We start from the raw sequence: 20559 nt of genomic DNA, 5'->3' as shown, positions 1-20559 counted from the left end.
CAGGAGGTCACGCTGGAGGGGGCGGCACCGCAGGCGTTCCTCGATCTCGCTCGACGGGTCATGAGCTCACCGTGTGGCGCGGCGGCATCGGCCTGACGGTGGCCGCCGGCGTCCCTTGCGCGGGCGGCCAATGGGTCGATCCGATGATCAGCCGCGAGCCGTGCGAAAAATTGAGATAGGCCCACGACCAGTCGAGGGCGACGGTGATGCGATTGCGGAAGCCGATCAGGAAGAAGATGTGGGCGACGCACCACAGCAGCCACGCCGCAAAGCCGGTGAGCCGCAGCCGGCCGAAGTCGATGACCGCCGCCTTGCGGCCGATCGTGGCGAGATTGCCGAAGCTCGTATAGACGAACGGCTTGGGCACCGGGCGCCGTGCCACCCGCGCCGCGATCACCCGCGCGACATGGGCGCCCTGCTGCTTGGCGACGGGGGCCAGGCCGGGCAGCGGCCTGCCCTGGGCGTCGCTGGCGCTCGCGGTGTCGCCGATGACGAAGACATTGGCATGGCCGGCGACGCTGAGATCCGGGCCGACCTTGACGCGGCCGGCGCGGTCGGCGTCGGCGCCCAGCCAGCGCGCCGCGGGCGATGCAGCCACGCCCGCCGCCCAGATGACGGTGCGTGCGGCGATCTCGGTCTGGCCGATGACGACGCCTTCGTCGCTGCACGCCGTCGCGGCCGCGTTGAGATGAACCTCGACGCCCAGCTTCTCCAGGCGCCGCTGGGCGTCCCGCGAGAGCGCTTCGGGGAAGCTCGGCAGCACGCGCGAGCCGGCGTCGGCCAGCACCACCCGGGCTTCACCCGGATCGAAGTTGCGGAACTCGTCGCGCAGGGTGCGGCGCGCGATCTCGGCGATGGCGCCCGCCATCTCGACCCCGGTCGGGCCGGCGCCGACGACCACGAAGGTCATGAGGCGGTGCCGCTCGGCGGGATCCTCCTCGGTCTCGGCGAACTCGAAGGCGAGCAGGATGCGGCGGCGGATCTCGATCGCATCCTCGAGCGACTTCAGGCCCGGCGCGAACGGCGCCCAGTCGTCGCGCCCGAAATACGAATGATGCGCGCCGGTGGCGATCACGAGGTAGTCGAACGGCTCGCGCTTGTGTTCCGCGACGATTTCCTGACGGTCGAGATCGACGGAGGTCACCTCGCCGAGCAGCACGGTCGCGTTCTTCTGGTGGCGGAACACGGCGCGGATCGGCGCGGCGATCTGCGCCGGAGCCAGCCCGGCCGTCGCCACCTGGTAGAGCAGCGGCTGGAAGAGATGATGGTTACGCCGGTCGATCAGGGTGATCCGCACCGGCGTGTGCGCCAGCGCCTTGGCGGCCATCAGGCCGCCGAAGCCCGCGCCGACGATCACGACATGAGGCACCGGCTCGATGGTCATGAACATCCCCGCCAATCCGCCCTGGCCTGCTCGTCAGCGGTTGCGTTTTTCGGGAAGCGATGGAGCAGCTAACTGGCGGAGAGGGTGTCCGCCGACAACGCAGGACAAAATCTCGTATTTGTTGATATTTTATCAAGGCCCATCGGATATACCCCCCTCGTCTACCCTCTCGCAAATGCCAGCCTGAGGCATGGCCCGACCCTTACCTCAGGGTAGGGTGGGCGTCGATGGCCCCGACGCAGCTTCCGCCTGACCGCCTGCTGACGCTCGCCCAAGCGGCCGATCGGCTGCAGTGGTCGGTGCGCACGCTGCAGCGCAGCTGGCAGAGCACGGCATCGGTACCATCGGCCGCGGCCGGCTGGCGCGGCTCACTGAGCGGGACTTGGCCCAGCTGATCGAGGCCGAGCGCCAGCCAGTGCCGACCCCGCGCAGTGGCGCTGCCCAGATCCGGGCCGGGAAGCATCCATGCAATCGCCCGAGAGGTGCGGCTGGCATCGGAGATCAGGGCGGCAAAGGCGGCTGGCGGCGTTTTGGTTAATGGAAATAGGTCCGAGAGCGAAGGCCCAAAACGTGAACTGTAGTTGACACATATCAATCTGTGAACTACAGTTAACACATGATCGAGGTCCGCCAGACTGAAGCGTTCGCCGGGTGGCTCAAGTCGCTTCGGGACGCCAAGGCCGCGGCGAAGGTCGCCCAGCGCATGGTGCGCGTTCAATCGGGATTGCTGGGCGACGTGAAGCCGGTGGGCGAAGGGGTCTCGGAACTGCGGATCAACTTCGGTCCCGGCTACCGGCTCTACTTCGTGCAGCGGGGCAAGGCCCTCGTCATCCTGCTGTGCGGCGGCGACAAGAGCACCCAGGCGGCGGACATCCGGCGGGCGAAGGAACTGGCGGCCGGTCTCTGAGGCCGCCCAACCACGATGGAGACCAGTATGGCAACCAAGACCCTCCCGTTCGATCCGGCTGAGCACCTCGCCAACCCCGAGGACCAGGCGGACTTGCTCAACGACGCGCTCGCCAGCGGCGATGCCGTCTACATCGCCAATGCGCTCGGCACCATCGCGCGGGCTCGCGGTATGTCCGAAGTGGCCCGCGGCGCCGGCGTCACCAGAGAGGCCCTCTACAAGGCGTTCAGCGCCAAGGGCGACCCGAAGCTGTCGACCTTGCTCGGCGTCCTGAAGACGCTGGACTTCAGGCTGTCGGCGCGGCCCGGGAAGGCAAGCGGTGGCCGCAGGAAGGTCGCGCGCACGCGCAAGGCAGCATAGGCCGGTCGCGCCATACATCGGCCTTCGCCTTGGCTGGGCGTCGCTTTGGGGAGGGAACTGCGGCGATGGCCGAGGGGAAGCCATCGCCAGAGCGATCGAGGCGGCTACGCCGATTGTGCCTTCGCTGCTTCACGGCAAAGCCGGTAGCCGGTCGCGGCGACCGATCGACGAAGCGCCTCCCGCACGAACTGCAGGCGAACCTCGAGGCGTTCGGCAGCACCCTCGAGAAGATTGAGCATCTCTTCGGACACCTCGCCTGATCACTGATCCACGCGGCCATGTCGGCGGCCAGGAACATCTTCCGCCGGCCGACCTTGATGAAGGGTAGGCCCTTCTTCACCAAGTCGCGCATGCCGCGCTCGGACACCCCGAGGAAGCGCCGTGCCTTCTCTGCATTCAAGAGCAGCAGACCCTTCATCCACAAAGGATGCCCCGGCGCGAGGCCGGGGCCAAGGTCGACGCACCCGGCGGTCAGCGGATGCGCCGCCAGTCCGTCGCGCTGGTGTGGACGATGCGCGACGGTCGCAGCTCTGCAGCATGACGCCAGCCGCCCTCAGGTCCGAAGTTGTCACCGCCTTCGTGGTCGGGCTCGGCATCGACGTCCGGCTCGAGGTCAGCCTTGTCAGCGTCGAGACAAGCCAGCATGTCGACCAGCTCGGGCGGGGCTGACGTCAGCAGCCAGGCCATACCCTCGGCAAAGATCAGGTCGGCATGCTCAGCCAGGAAGCGTAGCGCGTGGCGCTGACGCATCGCCCTGCACCGGCGGCCCGCCGGTGGCGCCGGGAGGGTCGCCACAGGCTTAAGACGATACGGCCGCGTCACTGGCCATACCCCCGCAGGACCATGATGCGAGGGATCTGACGACGACGGCGTGGACTGAGCGGCCTCGGCCATGGACCCTTTCCCCCGATCGCCAGCTGAATAGCGGTCGCTCGCTCAGCATCGCCCAGCGCGACCGCGTCGTAGTATTCGTTGTCCATGCAGCAGCGCCAGCGAACCCACCCGAAGGGGTGCCATCGCCGGCGCGACAGTCGCCGGACAATTAGCACCGTTCCGCCGCGCCACTGACCGACATGCCATGTCTCGGCAGACCAGCCGACGACTTGCCCGATAGTCACGACGGCGCCGCTGGAGACGAATACCCAGTCCGAGCCTTTGATGGGGTTCGTCTCGCGGATGATGCCAAGCCACTCGTCCCTCTCGTACCGGGGGGCCATGTCCTCGTCAGGGACGCGCACTGCGTGCGACGTGATTGTTTGCTTGCGCACCGACGCGAAGTCGATTTGACGATTGAAGGTCGATCCGTCTGGCATGGCGCTCTCCTGCAATTGATGGATGACAGCAGGGGCCGCATTGCTGAAGCCCCTCGTGCGCAATGCCTGACGGGGCGCGGAAGAATCGGGCGTCGTCATCATGGCAGCGCCCTGCGAGGCGGGACGTTTGGTGCGGACGCACGCCTTGACAGCGTGGGCCCGTGCTGTCCGGTGGGCGCCTACGCGGCATCGTCGCCCCCGTTGTTGGCCACCAGTCGCAGGTAGCTCGGCGGCTCGCAGTGACCCGGTCGCCGCTGACCGGAAGCCGAGCAGGGCTGATGATGCAGCGGTCCTATGTCGGCCGCCTCATAGAGGGTTGCGATCCGAAGCAGCTCCGCACCACGCCGCCTTGCGCATGCGGTTGCGAAGGTTGCGGTAGCCGGGCTGATCGAGCTTGGGGCGTCCCAGCGGCTCCAGCGCTCAAGCCGATCGCGGACCAGGCTCGGGCCATGGCGGTCGTTGTCGCGGCCCTGCAGGTGGGGGAGCCAGACCAGCGCGGTGCCGGCCCTGGCCTCGTGCGGGAAGCGGAAACCCGCATCGGCGCCTGTCCCGCCGTAGAACAGCCCGCGGGCATTGATGCCATCGACCGCCTGCCAGAAGTCACTCTGGGCGTGGTCGACCTCGGCCTGGCAGGCCGCAGCGATGGTAGCCGAGCTGCTTCTCGCGGATGATGGACAACGCCGTCAGCTGCTGATGCTTTCGGGCCACTCTCTACCCCCGCTTTCATCCCTAGGACTATGCGGACCGGGGAGAACGAGGGTGAACATACACGTAGGAAAGAGGGCGAACATCAAGCTGGCGGGCCAAAGGCAACCACCAAAAAACTCTTTTCGTTCCCCAGGTCGCGATTCTATCCATAGCCCCCCCAAAAAAGTGGCTCCCTCTCAATGAGCGACGATCCGCGGGTTTCCACAGGACACGCCGCAGTTTGCATGCAGAATGCCCCCGACGGGTTGGGAGAATGCCGTTCATCTACGAACTGAGCACATGGAGGCGAGCCTTCGCGCCGAGCGACTTGTTTCCGCCAATGGGCCTCGTGATGCGCCAGGAAGGCCTAGAGAAGGCGATGCGTCGGCCGCGGGAGGAAAGCCCTTTCACCGGTTGCCCGAGCCCACACGGCCTGATCGGGCTCCATGAGTGCTTCGGTTCTACGACGGCTGGTGGAGCTAGGCAGAGTGCGGCTCTCTCCGTCTTTCTTGATGCGGGATTTCCTCTACAGCGAGATCTCGTCAAGCTACGGCGTTCCAAACATGCCGGACGACCCGGACTTGGCGATCAACGTTGGCCGGCGTCTTTGCGAAAGTCTTCTCGAGCCCCTCAATACGACGTTCGGTCGGATCTCGATAAGGTCTCCCTTTTCGTTAGCGCTACTTCACACCCTAACGCGCTAACGCGCGCTTTCAGGGTTGCCGGCCCAGCCGGCAACCTGGTTTTGTTAGCAGATATCGCGCAGAAAGGTGCTGCCGCGCGATGGAACATGGGTCACATAGGGCCTTGTTCATGCCTTTTTCAGCGATCTGCAGCCGCCGTGCGCCCGGTGTACCAGAAGCCGAGAAGCAGGACGGCCGCCGTCGCGAGCTGGGCAAAGACGCCTTCTCGTGTTGGATAGATGCCGAGCAGCTCGATCCGGGGAACTCCCGGCGTGGGCCAAGCGTCGACCAGGCCGGCTTCCTGCAGCGCGGCCACTCCCTTGCCGGCGAGAACCACGGCCAGTACGGCGATCAGAATCGCGCTCAGTGAGAAGAACTGCGTGATCGGAAGGCGCTGGCTATAACTCAACAAAGCCCAGGCGAGAATCGCGAGCGCACCGGCGCCGGCTGCTCCACCCGCGATCACGGCGGGCCCGCTGCCCTCGCTCCACAGAGCGATGAAGAATAGGATGGTCTCGAACACTTCGCGATAGACGACCACGAAGGCGAGCAGCAGGAGCAGCCAAGCGGATCTGGCCGACAAGGCGCGCGAGAGCTTCTCGCGAACGTACCTCTGCCAGGCATCGGCGCGCGTCTTGCCATGCATCCACAAGCCAACCGAGACCAGGACCGCGGCGGCGAGCAGAGACCCGAATCCTTCGGTCAGCTCGCGGCTGGCGCCGCTGATCGAGACGAGCCAGGTCGCCGCCACCCAGGTGAGCCCGCCCGCCACCAGCGCCGCAATCCAGCCTCCATGCAACCAGGCGACGACTTCGCTGCGCTCCGCCTTGCGCAGGAAGGCGATCATCGCGACCACCACCAGCAGCGCTTCGACCCCCTCGCGCAGCAGGATGGTGAAGGCGGCGGCGAAGGTCGCGCTGCCGTCGGCTTGTTCCGGCGCAAGCGCCCGCTCGGCCAGGTCGAACAGCGCGCCGAGCCGTGCCGCCCGCTCGCGCAGCCCTTCGGCACTTTCGCCCTTGGTCATCGCGGCCCTGAAATCGAGCATCGCGGACTCAATGCGCACCATGAGAGCGTCATCCCGGGCCTTCAGGCTCGGCTCGACAGGCTCGAAGCCGTCGAGATAGGCGGAGAGCGCAAGATCGGTCGCCTTCTTGCGATCGCCCGCCTCGTAGGTCGCGACGCTTTCGGCCAGCTTCCGGCGCGCCAGCCCGAGAGTCCGGCCCGAACCCGACGTGACCGCTTCCGGATGCCGGCGCAGGTACGCCACGAGATCGCGCGCCTTATCGTCGCCCATGTCCTGGGCAAGCGCCGCCTGCGTGACCTGAGTGAGCGCCTGCAGGTTGGGGATCTTTGCGCGGAAGGCCGGATCGCCCTGCCAGAGTTGCTTGCCACGGTCGACGTCAGAGGCCGAGGAAGCGAGCGTGCCGACATGGAATGCGAGCGCCCAGCGATCGTCCGACGGAAGGTGGGCGAAGCTTGCCATCGCCGTGGCCTCGAGCCCCTGGTCGATGACCTGATAGAGCCCGAAAACGCTGCGAGCCCGGGCGCGCGCGGCATCGGTGAAGGCAACGGGCCGCGGGTTCAGCCCCTTCGCCGCCGGTCCGTCGCCGGCGCCGGTTGCACCGTGGCAGGAAGCACATTGCTCCGCATAGAGGGCGGCACTGCGTGCAAGGTCGGGGGTCTTCGCCGGCGCCAGCGGCATCGGATACGCGGCAAGCAGATCGTCTTTCAGGGTCTTTGCCAAACCAGCGAGCTCCGACGGCGGTACCTTCCGCGCGATGGCGGCCTGCAGGGCCTCGACGCGAGCAACGAGGGATCCCTGCGCGGGCTTGGCGGGCAGAGCGGCCAGTCGGTCCCGCACTTGCTGGGCGAACTCGACCATCTCTTCATATTCGGACTGGCTAATAGTGCGCCCATCGTCAGCGACGGCGCCGCCGTAATCGACGCCAAGGTAGTCGAGCAGGCGCCAGGCGACGGCAGCCCTTTGGTCGTCGGTCTGCGCCAGTGCAGACTCGGCCAGACCGCCGATCACTAAAAGCAGAAGCCCAGTGGCTACCCATCCAAAAGCCCGTCTCATTGGCCGCGCCTTGGATTGCGAATGATAATGCATATTAATCGCATCTTTTGGCAAAGGCGAGCCAGATTCAGGCGGAAGCGTGAACGGGGTCGGCGCCCGCAAGGCCGCCGCTCCAGTGCTTCACCTGAGCTCCACACGCCTTCGGGACGCGAGGTATGGTGGATCTTTACCTGGTGTGAATCGGTGCCAGCGGACGGAAAGCGGCCTTTCCGGCAGAGCAATGTTCCTGCGCCGTGAGATCTCAGTCGACACGCCTTCTATCGCGGAGAGAATGTAGCCTGTGGCAGCCGACAGAATCCTTGTGCTGGAACGTCGAGCGCCGCGTTAAACTTCGAGGACAGGTTCTGGAAAGCGATGAGACCGGTCAACTCTACGATGGCGTCGTCGCTCCAATGACTTTTCAGGCGACTCCGCAGATCGTCGTCGACTTGATTGAGCGTCATGGCTTCCGCGTATTCGAGAGCCAACCGCTCCTCGCTGTCGAACCGGGAGCTGTCCTGCCAGTCGGACACGGCGTCGACTTTTTCAATGGGCACGCCGCGTTTGGCGAGCGTCGCAGAGTTGATATCGACGCAGAAGGCGCAGTGATTGATCTGCGAGACCCGCACCGTGACCAGCGAACGCAGCGCCGGCGCAAGCGGTGATCTGCGTCGATCGAGGGCTCCATAGAGCAGGGCGACGCTTGCGAAGACCCACGGCGAGCGGCCCCAAAGGAGGCCCGGGTCGAGAACGCGCCCATAGGTTCGCCGCTGTTTCCAGAAGAACAGCCGGATAAACCAGGGATAGCTTCTGAGGGGCTTGGCCGTTACTGCAGTCATGGCGGAACCTCTCTCAGCGCATGACGGCGCCAGGATGCACCGTCGTCGACATCGGAAAGCGGCCGCAGCATCGCAACCTCCTTGTCCGCAAGATTGGCCACGGTGTCGGCAAGAGCGTGCTCGCTCGACCAGCGGACGTTCGCAAAGGGATCGATGAAATGCGGGCGACGGCGCAGCCCGACAAGCCAGTACCCACCGTCCGTGGCGGGCCCGAAAACCGCGTCCTTTGAGCCCAACGCGCGGAAAGCATCGGCAATGTCGGCCGCAGCAATACCTGGGATGTCGCTGCCTACGATGACCACCGGTCCTGGCGGCAGCCTTCTGACGACGGATGCCATCCGGCGCCCGAGGTCGCCACGACCTTGCGGTACGATGTGAAAGCCGTGCGGCCAGGGTCCTGATCGGTCCGGGGTGATTCCGAGCCAGGTCGTCCAACGCCTGTCGCGGCCAAGGCGACGCAGGATCAGCGAAACCATGAGTCGTTGGAAGCGAAGCGCGCCAACAGCTCCAATGTCCTTGGCCAGGCGCCGCTTTCCCGTCCCGAGCCGAGGATGCCTGGAAAAGATTACGAGATGTTGTTCTTGGTGCATTGTCAGCCATAGAACTTGACGATCAGCCGAGGCGGCACCCCCAGGAAGTAGAGCGACAGGCAAGTCAGGTTTCGGAGACTGCGCCGGATCCAGCCATTTCGGCGCCACCGTTCGGCGGAGGTGCGCGCCGCCGAGGGCAGAAGGGTCAGTCGTTCGCGGCCGATTCGGCGGACCAGGTGAACATCCTCCATCAGCGGCCAGGCAGGAAAACCGCCTAACGACCGATAGAAGTCGCGATGGATGAGCAGACCCTGATCGCCGTAGGGCAAACCCAAGGTCCTTACACGCCAGGAGACCACTCTCTCCAGGAGCCTCGCCTGCCACGATCTGTCGTCGAGCACGAAGCGAAAGACCGCGGCCCTTGTCGGATTGCGGGGATCGCCCGCGAATCTCTCTACGTCGGCGCGCCAGCCCGCCGTCAGCAGAGTGTCAGCGTGCAAGAACAGCAGCCAGGGCCCAGTGGCTGCCACCGCACCTGCCATGAGCTGGTGGCCTCGGCCTGCGGTGGCGGTGATTACGCGGGCACCGAACGTGTTTGCCACCTCGACAGTGCGGTCTGTTGAGCCGCCGTCCACCACGACAAGGTCATCGACAGCGCCGAGGGTCTGCAGCGTCCCTCTCAGCCGGCCCGCGGCGTTGAGCGTCGGAATGATCACGGAGAGGCTCATCGGTGCCACCGCTTCATCGCCCATCGGATGGCGATCGGCAGCAACGCAATAAGAGCCAGGCCGACCCGTAGGGCGATCATTTCCGGAGTGAAGACCTCGCTCAGCGGGGCCTCCGATCCGGCCCTGAAGTACAGTCCCAATCCATCTCCAATAGCCGCATAGGCCAGGGTACCCGGGATAATCCCAATTGCCGTCGCGGCGACAAATGGCGGGGTGTTCATCCCCAACAGAGCCGACGCAAGGTTGACGGCCCAGAACGGGAACACAGGCACCAGACGCAAGAGCAGGAGGTAATTGAAGGCGTTTCGCTCGAATCCTTCTGTCATGCGTGCCATGAAAGGACCGGCTCGCGCTCGAAGCAGGTCGCCAACGGCCACGCGCGCGATCAAAAAGATGACGATGGCACCTGCCGTTGCGCCCACCACGCTGAGCCCCGCTCCGATCCAAAGACCGAAGAGAAAGCCTCCGGCCATCGTTAAGAGCGCCCCGACTGGCAACGAGAGTCCGACGACAGCTGCATAGGTTACGATGAATGCCGCTGCGGACAGGGCTGGATGGCGTGCGACAAGAGCACGGAGCTCAACTTCGTTGTCGCGAAGGCTGTCCAAGGACAGATAGCGATTGAAGCCCAGGCCAAAGAAGGCAGCGAAAAGACCTGCAATGACCAGCAGGGGCAGAAGGCGTTTCAAGGTGACCGGGTTGCTCAACCGAATAATCCCAAGAATCGCACGATCGCCCTGGTTCGGCGGCTGAAGAGCATCGGCGAATAGAAGCTACCCGCAGCGTGCTTGCTGAGTTCGCTGAGAGTCGGATATGCCGCAATGATACTGGCAAGGCTGCCGATTCGCGCTCGCTGCGCGATCGTCAGCGCCCATGGCAGCATCAGTTCGCCGGCCCGCCGGCCGACGATCGTGGCCCCGAGGACGTAACCTCGTCGAGAGACGATTGCCTTGACGAAGCCACCGGTCGCCCCCTCGGTCTGTGCTCGGTCGCTTTCGCTGAAATCGACGCGCAGTACTCGGATGCCTGTTCCAAAAGCCTGCCGGGCCTGCGCCTCCGTCATGCCGACTTGAGCAAGCTCTGGGTCGGTATAGGTCACCCAGGGAAGCGCACGAAGATCGGTCTTGGCCGGAAGGCGGAATAGAGCGTTCCGTAGAATGATGCCCGCGTGATACCCCGCGACATGCGTGAACTGGTATCCGCCAACGGCGTCGCCTGCTGCGTAGATCCGTCGATTGGTGGTCCTCAGGCGACGGTCGACTTCGATGCCTTTGGCGCCAAACCGAACCCCGGCGGCCTCGAGGTCGAGACTGTCGAGATTGGGTTTGCGGCCGGCTGCGACGAGTAGATGCGAGCCGTCGATCGGCTTTTCATTTGTCCCTTCGCGGACGACCACTCTTGCGCCTCGGTCGCATCGCTCGATCCGCAAGATTTTCACGCTCTCAATCAGCGCGACACCCTCGGTCGTCAAGGCCCGGCGCACGACTTCTGCGGCTTCAGGATCGTCTTTTGGGAGCATCGGTCCGAGGTCGAGGACCGTCACTTTCGCTCCCAGTCGCCGATGCGCCTGCGCCATTTCGCAACCGATCGGACCGGCTCCAATGATGATGAGATGGTCTGGGAGGAAAGTGTTGTCGAAGAGCGTCTCGTTCGTGAGATATGGGACGGCATCCAGCCCCGGGATTTGAGGGATCGCGGGTTGGCTGCCGGTCGCAATAACGAAGCGCCGAGCCCTTATATGCCTGCCGGCCGCTTCGACCGTCCGATCATCGATGAAACGGGCGCGTCCCTTCAGGACAGTGCAGCCCAGCGCGGTGAAACGTTCCACTGAATCATGCGGCGCAATAGCGCTGATGACTCGATGAACATAGTCGCGAACAAGTGAGAAATCGACGCGCGGTTCTGACGTGCTCAGCCCGTATCGGGTCGCCTCCCGGACGACCTGTGCTGCGTTGGCGCAGGCGAGCAGCGATTTCGAAGGAACACAGCCAGTATTGAGGCATTCTCCTCCCATGCGGCTGGCTTCGATCAGGATGGTTCGCGCTCCCATCTGCGCCGCGCCGGCAGCGACCGACAAGCCGGCCGACCCGCCGCCCACCACGCAGATATCAGCCTTGAGGACTTGGCCGTCCATTGGCTTGGCGCTCCTTGCCCGAGGCTCTCGTTAGGGCGTCGTGCATCGAGGCGAGCGGCTTGCGACAGCCGCGCCGCCGTGCGCTACCACAACCCATATGCCGATCACTACCGGGCGACATCTCATCTGCGTCTCCCTTTTCCCGCCGAAGCTGGGACCTTCAAGACTCGTTACCGTCGCCTGTCGTTGCCGGTTGGCGTGTAGAGCCAGCACCGGACGGGCGAGCATCGTGCGTCTCACCGGTGCGCGCTGCAAGACGCGCCGCCGAGCACGCAAAACTGGGCACAATAGCGATGATTGAGTCTGACCGGCCGGGCCGCCTCCGCCAGAGTCGCTCCGAGCTCGAAGGCACTGTCATACGGCAGCAACGTGCAGGAGACGACGCAAGGCTGATCTGCGCCTTTGCGCTTCACGACCATCCGGGAGTTGGCACACATGACGGCGTCCGGGCTCTTCCCCAGAATGCCCCAGCACTGCTCGGTGATCTCGGGAACGTCATCGTTCGCTGTCATCTCGGGGAAGAGCACCAGACGAACAGGATCCTCGGCATCGATGGCGAGCCCGAGCTCGGCGAACAAGGCGCGGTAGCCGGCGCGCGTTGTAGCCTCGTCTTCTTGCCAGACTGTGCGGCCGGCAATGGACACGTCAAAGCCGTTCCTTGCGAGCCACAGCAGACCGTCGATTGTCCTCGTCCAGGTGCGAGGTCCCCTCAGCTTCTCGTGCCCTTCCTGGTCATAGTGATCCAATGACACCCGGAGGGAGAGCTGACCGGGAAAACGCCGGTTGAGGTCGCGCAGCGGTTCCATATGCCGCTGCATGGGCCTCATGGCATTCGTCAACACGAGCACCCTGAAGCTGGCGACGAGGCTGTCTTCAATCATGCCGAGGATGTCAGGATTCATGAACGGCTCGCCGCCGGTGAAACCGATCTCGACCGGACGTGGATCGCGGCCCGCGGCTTCCGCAAGAAACCGTCGGACTTCCGACCGCGTCAGATACACCAGCCGATCGTTCTTCGGAGTCGATTCGATATAACAATTCTCGCAGGCAAGATTGCAGAGAGTGCCGGTGTTGAACCATACGGCGTCGAGCCTCTTGAGCTGCACGCTCGCGCGCTTCTCGCGGGAGGCTGTGACCTCGGGATCGCTGAACTTGATGCCTGCTCGGTGGGCATCTGGCACCATTGCAGGCCAATAGCCGGATGCGCCGTCCCAACGCACGGCGCCGGCGGAAATCGCCCGACCCCTGAGGCGCAGTTCCGCGGCCGGCAATACATCGCAGCTCGGCCACAATCCCGTTTCCAGCGCTACGGCGTATCCCTCGGGCAGGCCGCGTGCGCGGACCTTCTTCGCAGCGGACGCGGCATCGTAGTCAAGAGCTTCGGCGTGGATTTCGATGCCGTTGTCGGTCGGGATGAGGAGGCTGTACCAGCCCCTCCGGGTGCCGTCGTTGGCCGGCATGCCGATCGCACCCGCATTGTGCCAGAGTTTGCCGGCGACAGCCTGAGTGAAGGGAATGCCGGAATGGCCCCCGATAACGCCGTCGCAGCCAGCGAGCGCGATCTGCCGGTTCTTGTCCGACCAGGGCGTGGAGCCGAAGATGAAGCGGTTAATGCTGTCAACTGATGCATGCACGACGGCCAGGCGACGACCGCTTAGCAGGAGGTCGATCCGCCGCGGAAGCGATCTCATCCATTCCCGCTGCCCCTCGGTTATTGCCGTATTGGCATGGGCATACCACGCGGCGGACAGTTGATCGCAAGCCGTACCATCAGCGAAGCCACAGCCACAATCATCCTTGTTCCACCCGAGCGATTCCTCGCAGTTGCCCATTACCACGTGAATGCCCCAATCGCGGATCAGGGCCACGGTTTCCCTGGCATCGGCGCAATAGGCGACGACGTCGCCGGTGCAGATCGTATGCTCGGGCCGTATCCCCAGTCGCGCGGCCTCAGCGCGAAGGGCGTGCGTAGCTTCGAGATTGCTATAGGCGCCGCCAAAGACGAGCACGGGACTTGCGGCCGCAAGCATCGAAAACGACTCGTCACCAATACCCATCGTCGCCGTTCTCGGCTTCCCTTCGTGCCAGACATCGCCATGCATGATCATCGACACTCCAACCAACAGTACCAAGTAGTGATTCGTCGGATAGGGCAGAAAGGTTTCACGCCCGGAAAGATTCTGCCGGATCGGTAACTTTCCAACGTGTGCCGACGAATACGAACGCGAGCGACGTCGATTGCACAACGTTAGGGGAGCCGAGACAGTCCATGAAGGCGCGCGAAAATTCCGATCCGGCGCGTGCAGCCAGTTTGCCCGCGCTATCGGTGCTGGACCGCTTGACTTGGCGGCCGATCCATACGCGCATCACGCTCGTGCTTGGGCTTGGCTGGATGCTGGACGCCTTCGAGGTCAGCGTCGTGGGAAGTGTTCTCGGCGTATTGCAGAACTTGTGGCATACGACGGCAGAGCAGACCTCTCTGCTCGTCTCGGCCTGGCTCGTCGGCATTCTGATCGGTGCGCTGCTCTTCGGGTATTGCGCTGACCGCTTCGGCCGCCGGCGACTCTTCATCCTGACGCTACTGGTTTATTCGGGCTTCACCGTTTTGTCGGCCCTGTCGCCGGGCTTCTACGCCTTTGCGATCTTCCGCTTCCTGACCGCGATCGGCGTCGGCGCTGAGTACTCGGCGGTCAATGCCGCTATTGGCGAACTGATCCCAGCCCGCTACCGAGGCCGGGCGGGAGCCACCGTGATGAATTTCTGGCCATTGGGCTCGATTCTGGCCGGAATTGTGACGCTCTACTTCATCAACGTATTGCCGGCCTCCATCGGCTGGCGCTTCGCTTTCGCGCTCGGGGCAATTATCGCGCTCTTCAGCATCTGGGCCCGCAAAGCGCTGCCCGAATCGCCGCGTTGGCTTGCCGAGCGTGGACAACATGAAGCGGCCGTGGCCGTGTCAGCCCAGATCGCAGGAGAGAGCATCGCAGCCCATTTGCCATCTGAGAGGCCCGCCGCTGCGAGCGCTCCCGGCTTCATCGCTCAACTGCGCGAGCTCGCCAGCCGTCACTTTGGCAGGTTGGCGCTCGGCTGCCTGCTCGATTTCTCGGAGGCAGCCGGGTACTACGGATTGTTCGCGCTTCTGCCGTTGGTGGTGCTGCCGCACCTCCACGTCGCGGATGAGGTGGTTCCGTGGTTTTTCATCATTGGCAATCTCGGCGCTGCCGTCGGCGGCCTCATTGCCGCTGCCGTCCTCGACAAGGCGGGGCGTAAGATCACGGTGACGGTTTTTTATCTTCTAGCGGCTGCGTCGATGATGGCTCTGGGTCGTGCCACGCTCAGCGAAAGCGCTGCCGGCGTTCTCCTCGCTTTCACTGTCGCCAATCTCTGTGCGACGGGGAGCTGGATCGCGGCCTACCCGACCTTTTCGGAGCTGTTCCCAACACGCATCCGGGCCACGGGAATCGGCTTCTCGGTCGGGTTCGGGCGCATCGGCGCTGCGATAGCGCCACCGCTGCTTGTTAGCGTGGCGCACCACATGTCAATAACCGCTGCATTTGGCGTTCTCGCGTCCTTCTGGCTCATTGGCGTCGTCGCAATGATCCCCTGGTCGATCTGGGGTACGGAGGGCAAGAACCAGCCGCTCGAAGTGCTCGCAGGTGACTGAGCGGCTCCGCCGCGCTCTTCTGGCGCCAACGCCAGATCGGACGCTGCCGGACGAATGGCAAGGCCAGGATCGCATGATGTACTCGGCGTATCGCAGTTGGTTGCGGGGGATGCGAACTTACGACCGCCCCCGGGTCCAGGAAACGCATCGGGCGCATTCATGCAAGGCGCCTGCCATTCCATTGGCTGATCATGACACTCAGAGCATATAGCCGATATCCGACGCGGCGGTAGGGTATCCGAAGATCGTACTCTTGAGATGTTGCGAGGTCAGGCCATGATGAATTGCCAAGGCGAAGACGTTGATCACTTCGTCGGCGTGCGGACCGATTAGATGTGCACCGAGAATTCGGCCGCTGCCCTGCTCGACAATGACCTTGAACCCGGAAGCGTCCTCGGCCACCCGTCGCGCCGTGTACCAATCCGCCGTCTTTTCGTGCTTCACTTGAATGCGCAGGCCCTTTTCGCGCGCTTCCGCCTCGAGCATCCCCACCCGGGCGATCGGGGGGATTGTGAACGCGACACTCGGCACGCCCAGGTAGTTCGACTTCTCGTGATTGCCGTTCAGCATGTTCGCCGCGGCGACCCTGCCATCGTCGCCCGCGACCGGCGTCAGTGGCGGCCCGATCCCGGCCGCGTCGCCCGCCGCATAGACGGCCGGGTTCGAAGTGCTCTGAAGGAACGCGTTGAGCTTGAGCCGCTGCTTGTGGCAGTCAATTCTGGCGGCCGCGAGGTTCAGCGCATCGAGATCCGGCACGCGGCCGGCCGCATGCACGACGAGGTCGGCCTCAACAGTCTGGCGCTTGTCGCCGGACGCGGCGCGAACCTTAAAGCCGCCGAAAGTCTTCTCGACCCCTTCGACACGCGTGCTCATCCGGAGATCGATGCCGATCTCGCGTGATTTCGTCATCAGCAGGTCGACGAGATCGGGATCGAATGGCGTCAGCATGCGGTCGGCGAATTCCAGCACGGTGACCTTTGCCCCGGCGCGCGCCGCGATGTGCGAGAATTCGGCGGCGATGTAGCCGCCGCCCACCAGCACAATCCGTTTCGGCAGGGCGTCGAGCTCGAGGAAGTCGGTGCTGGTCACCAAATGGTTCTCCCCAGGGATGTCGAGGCGCATCGGCACAGCACCCGTGGCGATGAGGACCAAGCGAGCCTCTAGCCCTACGCCCGCGACCTCGACCGTGCGTGGGCCAGTGAACCGGGCGCGGCCGTGGTATGCGTCGATGCCGCTCGTGGCGAAGCTCTTCTCCTTCATCGCCGGGACCGGCCCGGTGAAGCTGCGCTTGAAGGCGATCAGCTCTTGCCATCTGATCAACGGCTGGCCGCCCTCGATGCCTCTGCCGCGCATGCGCCAGGCATGGTCGACCGCCTCGGCGGCGCCCACCAGTACCTTCTTCGGATCGCAGCCGCGCAGCGCGCAAGTGCCGCCGAACGGCAGGTGATCGATCACAGCCACACGCCATCCAGCGGAACGACATCGCGAGGCCGCGATGGAAGCCGCGGTACCTGTTCCGATCACGACGAGATCATATGTCTTGGCCATATTCCCACGCCTCCAACGTCAAACCTGCCGGGCGCAGGATGGGCTGCCGGACGCGACAGCGTGCCTCCAAATCACCCCGTGCGGCATGGAACGGATATCCGTTCCAGCGACTTGCCGAGCGCCTCGAGAACTCCACCCGGCATGTAAACGCGCACCGACCTACGGCGGCTCCAAGTGCTCGTCGGAGCCTGCGCCATCTTGTCTAAGGCGATGACGCCGAGTTCTCCGTCCCCACGAATATCGCCTCACGGACGCCGAAGTTGCCCGCTTCGTAGCCAGACGTTCAGAAGGCTCGCAACGACGAGGCCGGCGATGCCAATTCCCGCGAAAAGGCCGCTCGGGTTCACCCCGACGGCAACGAAGGTGACCATCGCGCTGAGACCGCCAAGAAGCAGAGCCCAAGGTCGATGATGATGATGCATCCCGAGGAACAGGCCGATCAGCGCGGCAATCAGAAATGCAATTAGAAGCGGCACGAGGACCGCATCATTGATCAGGAATCCAAGCCCGACCGCCGAAAGGATCGACAACAGCGCGGGAAAGCCGAGGCAACAAAGCGCGGCAAACAGCGACCCGCCAATGCCGACTTTGTCGAGATGGCGTCTCCAGAATCCGCCTGCCTCATCCCGTCTTTCGCCGGTGGCCATGTGCAATTTCCGGTCCGGATGCACCAATTCTTGCGGATGCGCGTATGGGCGACACTACGAGACCCGACCGCCGCGATGGCCAAGGACCGCTTTGGCGCAAACCTTGGCGGCAATTGGTGCTCCCACTAGAGGGCCCAGGATCATATGCCATGGCTCGCTCCTATCCCGCACAGCAGGACAGCTTGGCGACGTCCTTCGTAAAGGTCTGAGCCGCAAGCTTCAGCCCCTCGACCGTCGTGAGATAGGGGAAAATCGTTTCAGCGAGCGCCTCGACCGTCATCCCGGACTTGATCGCAAGGGCCGCCGTCTGGATGCTGTCCGCTCCTTCAGGAGCGAGGACATGGGCCCCGAGCAGCTTTCGGCTCGCTCCATCTGCCACCAGCTTAATCAGGCCGCGCGTGTCGCGTGCGGCAAGGGCGCGCGACACATTGTCGAGCGTGAGGACCGACGTTCGCACATCGTGGCCAAGCGTACGCGCCCGTGCTTCCGTGAGACCCACGCTCGCGACTTGCGGATCGGTAAACACGACCGCGGGCATGACGGTGCTGTCGTAGCGCAGGCTGTTGCCATTCAAGGCGTTCCTGGCCGCTAGCTTGGCGCCGTAGGCCGCCATGTAGACGAACTGATCCCGGCCCGTCACGTCGCCCGCGGCATAGACACCCGACCGCGAGGTGCGCATCCGGTCGTCCACGATGATAGCGCGCGATGCGTCCTGGGCGATGCCCATGTCGCTGAGGCCGAGGCCTTCAGTGTTCGGTGTACGGCCGGTCGCAACGAGAAGGCGATCGGCGGTAATCGTTTCCGGATGTCCGTCTCGGGTCAGCGCGAGCATCACGCCGCCGTCGGTCCTGCTCACCGATCGGTAAGTCACGCCATTGACGATCCGGATTCCCTCGCTGGCCAGATAGCCGGCCAAGGCCTGGCCGATTTCAGGCTCGGCTTCGGGCAAGAGGCGACTGCGGAAGACTAGTGTCACGGCCACGCCCGCGCGGGCGAACATCTGCGCGAGCTCGGCTCCCACATAGCCGCCACCAAGCACCATCATCGAGCACGGCAGCTCGGTGAGCGCCAGCGCTGACGTGCTGTCGAGAAACTCGACGGTTTCGATCCCGGGGATCTGTGGAACGCTGGGCCGCGCCCCAGTTGCGACGACGACGCGGTCCGACTTGAGCAGCTTCCCGCCAGCCTCGACGCCGCCGTCGACAAGTCGCGCAGCGCCTTCGTAGTAGGTGACGTTGTTGTATTCGGGCAGCAAATCGACGTACTTCGCCTGCCGCAAACCGGAAACAAGGGCGTCCTTCTGCGCTGCCACCCTTGACCAATTCGATACGCGGCCGTGGCTTTCGACGCCGGCAAAGCGCTCGGATGCAATACTCGCCTGGTGCACCGCTTCTGTTGCTCGAATGAGCGCCTTCGACGGTATGCAACCGACATTGACGCATGTTCCGCCGATCGTGCCATGCCCAACGAGTGCGACTTGCGCGCCCTCTTCAGCGGCAGCGATCGCCGCCGAGAACCCGGCCGAGCCAGCGCCTACGACGACGAGGTCGTAGCGGCCATTCGCATTCTTGAGCGGTGGCGCGCAGCAGTCGCTCATGTCGTCGCCTTCCTCATCCTACTGTTCGACGCGCGAAGGATAGCCCGCGTTGGTGGTCGCCGCGATGAGCGCCGCCGTGTCGGCACGGCTGTCGTCGAAGCGCACCCTGGCAATGGCTGCGTCTTCCTTTTGCGTGATCTGGACATCGAGCACGCCGGGCACGCGATTGAGGGCGCGCTTGACGATCGGACCACACAGTTCGCAGGTGGCATTGGCGACGTTGAGCGTGACGGTTCGCTCGGCGGCTGCGGCCATGTTGGTCGACAGCAGGGCTGCGGCGAGCGCGGCAAGCGGTAGAATCTTCATTGACGATCTCCGTGGTTGGTTAGCTATCGAGAAAGAAGCGAGCGGCGTAGGGAAAGCCCACAGCAACGACGACAACGATTGTCGCGATCCATAGGCCGATCCTGGTCAGTCGACGGGAGGACGGCCGAGCGCAGTAGGAGCCCTCGACGCATTTGGCCGTTCTGGGCTTGCGATAGACGAAGTAGAAGCCCGTCCCGAGACAGCCGGCCGCAAGCACGATAAACAGAGGCTGATAAGGCTTGAGCGCCGTGAGGTTGCCGATCCAGGCACCGCTGACGCCAGCGAAGAACAGACCAAACGGCACGACACAGCACGTGGCGGCTCCCAGCGCGGCCAGAATGCCGCCAACCGACAACAGTGTTGTCTTGTCGCCGAATTGCGAGCGCGACGACGTCAGATCGGCGCTTCGCAATTCCCGCTCCTCGGTCTGGATGGCCATTGAACCCTTGTCCTCTTCTGACTAAGTGTGAAGATAGGGTCTGTAGCCACTACAGGCTCAAGGAGGGTACTTTGCACGAAACCGTGAGGCCACCATGAAGGTCGCGGAAGGTCTGTCGATCGGATCGCTGTCGCAGCAGATCGGCGTGAACATCGAGACGATCAGGTACTACGAGAAGATCGGGGTCATGCCAAGACCTGGACGGAGCGCGGGAGGATACCGCGTCTATGGCCCGGAGCATGTGAAGAGACTGCATTTCATACGTCGCGGCCGGGAGCTGGGCTTCAGCCTGGACGAGTTGCGCGGCTTGCTCCGCCTGGTCGACGGCCATTCCTATACCTGCGCAGAAGTGCATGCGCTCACCGTCGAGCATCTCGAGGACATCCGGCAAAAGATCGCGGATCTCAAGAGCTTAAAGCGCGTGATGTCGAATATGGCCGCAAGCTGCACGCGCGATCAGATCCCCGAATGCCCTGTGATCGATGCGCTCTACAAAATGCCGCCCGTTCGACCTCCAGGCTCGCCCGCTCCTGCGCGCCGCGCCCCTTCCGGCTAGCTGCCGCCACGAAGGCCCGCCATCATGGCGCATCCAAGTCACGCCTATTTGACAATTCCTGACCGCTTTGCCGGGGTGCGTCTCTTGAACCTGTAGCTACTCCAGTCACTACGTCATCGGCCTAGTCGCCGGCTTCACGAAATCTTCCCAGGCCCAAGCTAAACTACGCGCCCAAACCTCC

Annotated in this window: 21 protein-coding genes and 1 pseudogene; 6 read left to right on the top strand and 16 right to left on the bottom strand. The window is 64.2% G+C overall.

The window, feature by feature from the left end:
- Window positions 1–58: 58 nt before the first annotated feature.
- A complete protein-coding gene (locus tag J0J01_RS07605) occupies window positions 59–1378 on the bottom strand; it encodes an NAD(P)/FAD-dependent oxidoreductase (RefSeq protein ID WP_296379688.1) in 1320 nt (439 codons plus the stop codon).
- A gap of 622 nt (window positions 1379–2000) precedes the next feature.
- Here J0J01_RS07605 and J0J01_RS07600 point away from each other — a divergent pair.
- On the top strand, window positions 2001–2291 hold the full coding sequence (locus J0J01_RS07600; RefSeq protein ID WP_296379658.1) for a type II toxin-antitoxin system RelE/ParE family toxin: 291 nt from the start codon (window positions 2001–2003) through the stop codon (window positions 2289–2291).
- Between the two features lie 27 nt (window positions 2292–2318).
- The gene (locus J0J01_RS07595; protein WP_296379657.1) at window positions 2319–2651 is read left to right on the top strand and encodes an addiction module antidote protein; all 333 of its coding nucleotides are present in this window, start codon (window positions 2319–2321) and stop codon (window positions 2649–2651) included.
- A gap of 104 nt (window positions 2652–2755) precedes the next feature.
- On the opposite strand, the gene J0J01_RS07590 is transcribed toward J0J01_RS07595, so the two are convergent.
- The 3 genes from J0J01_RS07590 to J0J01_RS07580 form a co-directional block, all read right to left on the bottom strand.
- On the bottom strand, window positions 2756–2890 hold the full coding sequence (locus tag J0J01_RS07590; RefSeq protein WP_296379656.1) for a hypothetical protein: 135 nt from the start codon (window positions 2888–2890) through the stop codon (window positions 2756–2758).
- A gap of 232 nt (window positions 2891–3122) precedes the next feature.
- A complete protein-coding gene (locus J0J01_RS07585) occupies window positions 3123–3401 on the bottom strand; it encodes a hypothetical protein (RefSeq protein ID WP_296379655.1) in 279 nt (92 codons plus the stop codon).
- Between the two features lie 68 nt (window positions 3402–3469).
- A complete protein-coding gene (locus tag J0J01_RS07580; protein ID WP_296379654.1) occupies window positions 3470–4066 on the bottom strand; it encodes a hypothetical protein in 597 nt (198 codons plus the stop codon).
- A gap of 347 nt (window positions 4067–4413) precedes the next feature.
- On the opposite strand from J0J01_RS07580, the gene J0J01_RS07575 reads away from it, so the two are divergent.
- Window positions 4414–4635, top strand: coding sequence for a hypothetical protein (locus tag J0J01_RS07575; protein ID WP_296379653.1), 222 nt, complete (start codon window positions 4414–4416; stop codon window positions 4633–4635).
- A gap of 462 nt (window positions 4636–5097) precedes the next feature.
- Window positions 5098–5322 (top strand): annotated as a pseudogene (locus tag J0J01_RS07570) (hypothetical protein); the annotation flags it as partial.
- 151 nt (window positions 5323–5473) lie between these two features.
- On the opposite strand, the gene J0J01_RS07565 reads toward J0J01_RS07570, so the two are convergent.
- The 7 genes from J0J01_RS07565 to J0J01_RS07535 form a co-directional block, all read right to left on the bottom strand.
- A complete protein-coding gene (locus J0J01_RS07565) occupies window positions 5474–7366 on the bottom strand; it encodes a cytochrome c/FTR1 family iron permease (protein ID WP_296379652.1) in 1893 nt (630 codons plus the stop codon).
- 302 nt (window positions 7367–7668) lie between these two features.
- Window positions 7669–8229 (bottom strand): carboxymuconolactone decarboxylase family protein, encoded by a 561-nt coding sequence (locus J0J01_RS07560; protein WP_296379651.1) that lies wholly within the window; start codon window positions 8227–8229, stop codon window positions 7669–7671.
- The gene (locus tag J0J01_RS07555) at window positions 8226–8819 is read right to left on the bottom strand and encodes a TIGR04282 family arsenosugar biosynthesis glycosyltransferase (RefSeq protein ID WP_296379650.1); all 594 of its coding nucleotides are present in this window, start codon (window positions 8817–8819) and stop codon (window positions 8226–8228) included. The genes J0J01_RS07560 and J0J01_RS07555 overlap by 4 nt, the downstream gene beginning before the upstream one ends.
- A gap of 2 nt (window positions 8820–8821) precedes the next feature.
- A complete protein-coding gene (locus tag J0J01_RS07550) occupies window positions 8822–9511 on the bottom strand; it encodes a TIGR04283 family arsenosugar biosynthesis glycosyltransferase (RefSeq protein ID WP_296379649.1) in 690 nt (229 codons plus the stop codon).
- The gene (locus tag J0J01_RS07545; protein ID WP_296379648.1) at window positions 9484–10194 is read right to left on the bottom strand and encodes a TVP38/TMEM64 family protein; all 711 of its coding nucleotides are present in this window, start codon (window positions 10192–10194) and stop codon (window positions 9484–9486) included. Before J0J01_RS07545 ends, J0J01_RS07550 begins: the two co-directional genes overlap by 28 nt.
- Window positions 10191–11621 (bottom strand): FAD-dependent oxidoreductase, encoded by a 1431-nt coding sequence (locus J0J01_RS07540; protein WP_296379647.1) that lies wholly within the window; start codon window positions 11619–11621, stop codon window positions 10191–10193. Before J0J01_RS07540 ends, J0J01_RS07545 begins: the two co-directional genes overlap by 4 nt.
- A 236-nt stretch (window positions 11622–11857) precedes the next feature.
- Window positions 11858–13729 (bottom strand): radical SAM protein, encoded by a 1872-nt coding sequence (locus J0J01_RS07535; RefSeq protein WP_296379646.1) that lies wholly within the window; start codon window positions 13727–13729, stop codon window positions 11858–11860.
- 161 nt (window positions 13730–13890) lie between these two features.
- Here J0J01_RS07535 and J0J01_RS07530 point away from each other — a divergent pair, with 161 nt between their 5' ends.
- A complete protein-coding gene (locus J0J01_RS07530) occupies window positions 13891–15285 on the top strand; it encodes an MFS transporter (protein WP_296379645.1) in 1395 nt (464 codons plus the stop codon).
- 198 nt (window positions 15286–15483) lie between these two features.
- Here the strand turns inward: J0J01_RS07530 and J0J01_RS07525 are convergent, their stop codons facing one another.
- The 5 genes from J0J01_RS07525 to J0J01_RS07505 all read right to left on the bottom strand — a co-directional run bounded on the left by J0J01_RS07525 (window position 15484) and on the right by J0J01_RS07505 (window position 19822).
- Complete coding sequence (locus J0J01_RS07525; RefSeq protein WP_296379644.1) at window positions 15484–16833, bottom strand: NAD(P)/FAD-dependent oxidoreductase; 1350 nt, start codon at window positions 16831–16833, stop codon at window positions 15484–15486.
- Window positions 16834–17078: 245 nt separating this feature from the next.
- Window positions 17079–17480 (bottom strand): MerC domain-containing protein, encoded by a 402-nt coding sequence (locus J0J01_RS07520; RefSeq protein ID WP_296379643.1) that lies wholly within the window; start codon window positions 17478–17480, stop codon window positions 17079–17081.
- Window positions 17481–17640: 160 nt separating this feature from the next.
- Window positions 17641–19077, bottom strand: coding sequence for a mercury(II) reductase (gene merA / locus J0J01_RS07515; RefSeq protein ID WP_296379642.1), 1437 nt, complete (start codon window positions 19075–19077; stop codon window positions 17641–17643).
- Window positions 19078–19095: 18 nt separating this feature from the next.
- Window positions 19096–19383 carry a cation transporter gene (locus J0J01_RS07510; protein ID WP_296379641.1) on the bottom strand — a complete coding sequence of 96 codons (288 nt, stop codon included), beginning with the start codon at window positions 19381–19383 and terminating at the stop codon, window positions 19096–19098.
- 19 nt (window positions 19384–19402) lie between these two features.
- Window positions 19403–19822 (bottom strand): mercuric transporter MerT family protein, encoded by a 420-nt coding sequence (locus tag J0J01_RS07505; RefSeq protein WP_296379640.1) that lies wholly within the window; start codon window positions 19820–19822, stop codon window positions 19403–19405.
- A gap of 94 nt (window positions 19823–19916) precedes the next feature.
- Between J0J01_RS07505 and J0J01_RS07500 the strand changes: the two genes are divergently transcribed.
- On the top strand, window positions 19917–20378 hold the full coding sequence (locus J0J01_RS07500; RefSeq protein ID WP_296379639.1) for a helix-turn-helix domain-containing protein: 462 nt from the start codon (window positions 19917–19919) through the stop codon (window positions 20376–20378).
- Window positions 20379–20559 lie beyond the last annotated feature (181 nt).

It is taken from the genome of Reyranella sp. (assembly GCF_017305915.1).
Classification (GTDB): Bacteria; Pseudomonadota; Alphaproteobacteria; order Reyranellales; family Reyranellaceae; genus Reyranella.
Note: the sequence above shows the minus strand (reverse complement) of the source record. Positions and strands in the feature narration are given on the sequence as shown.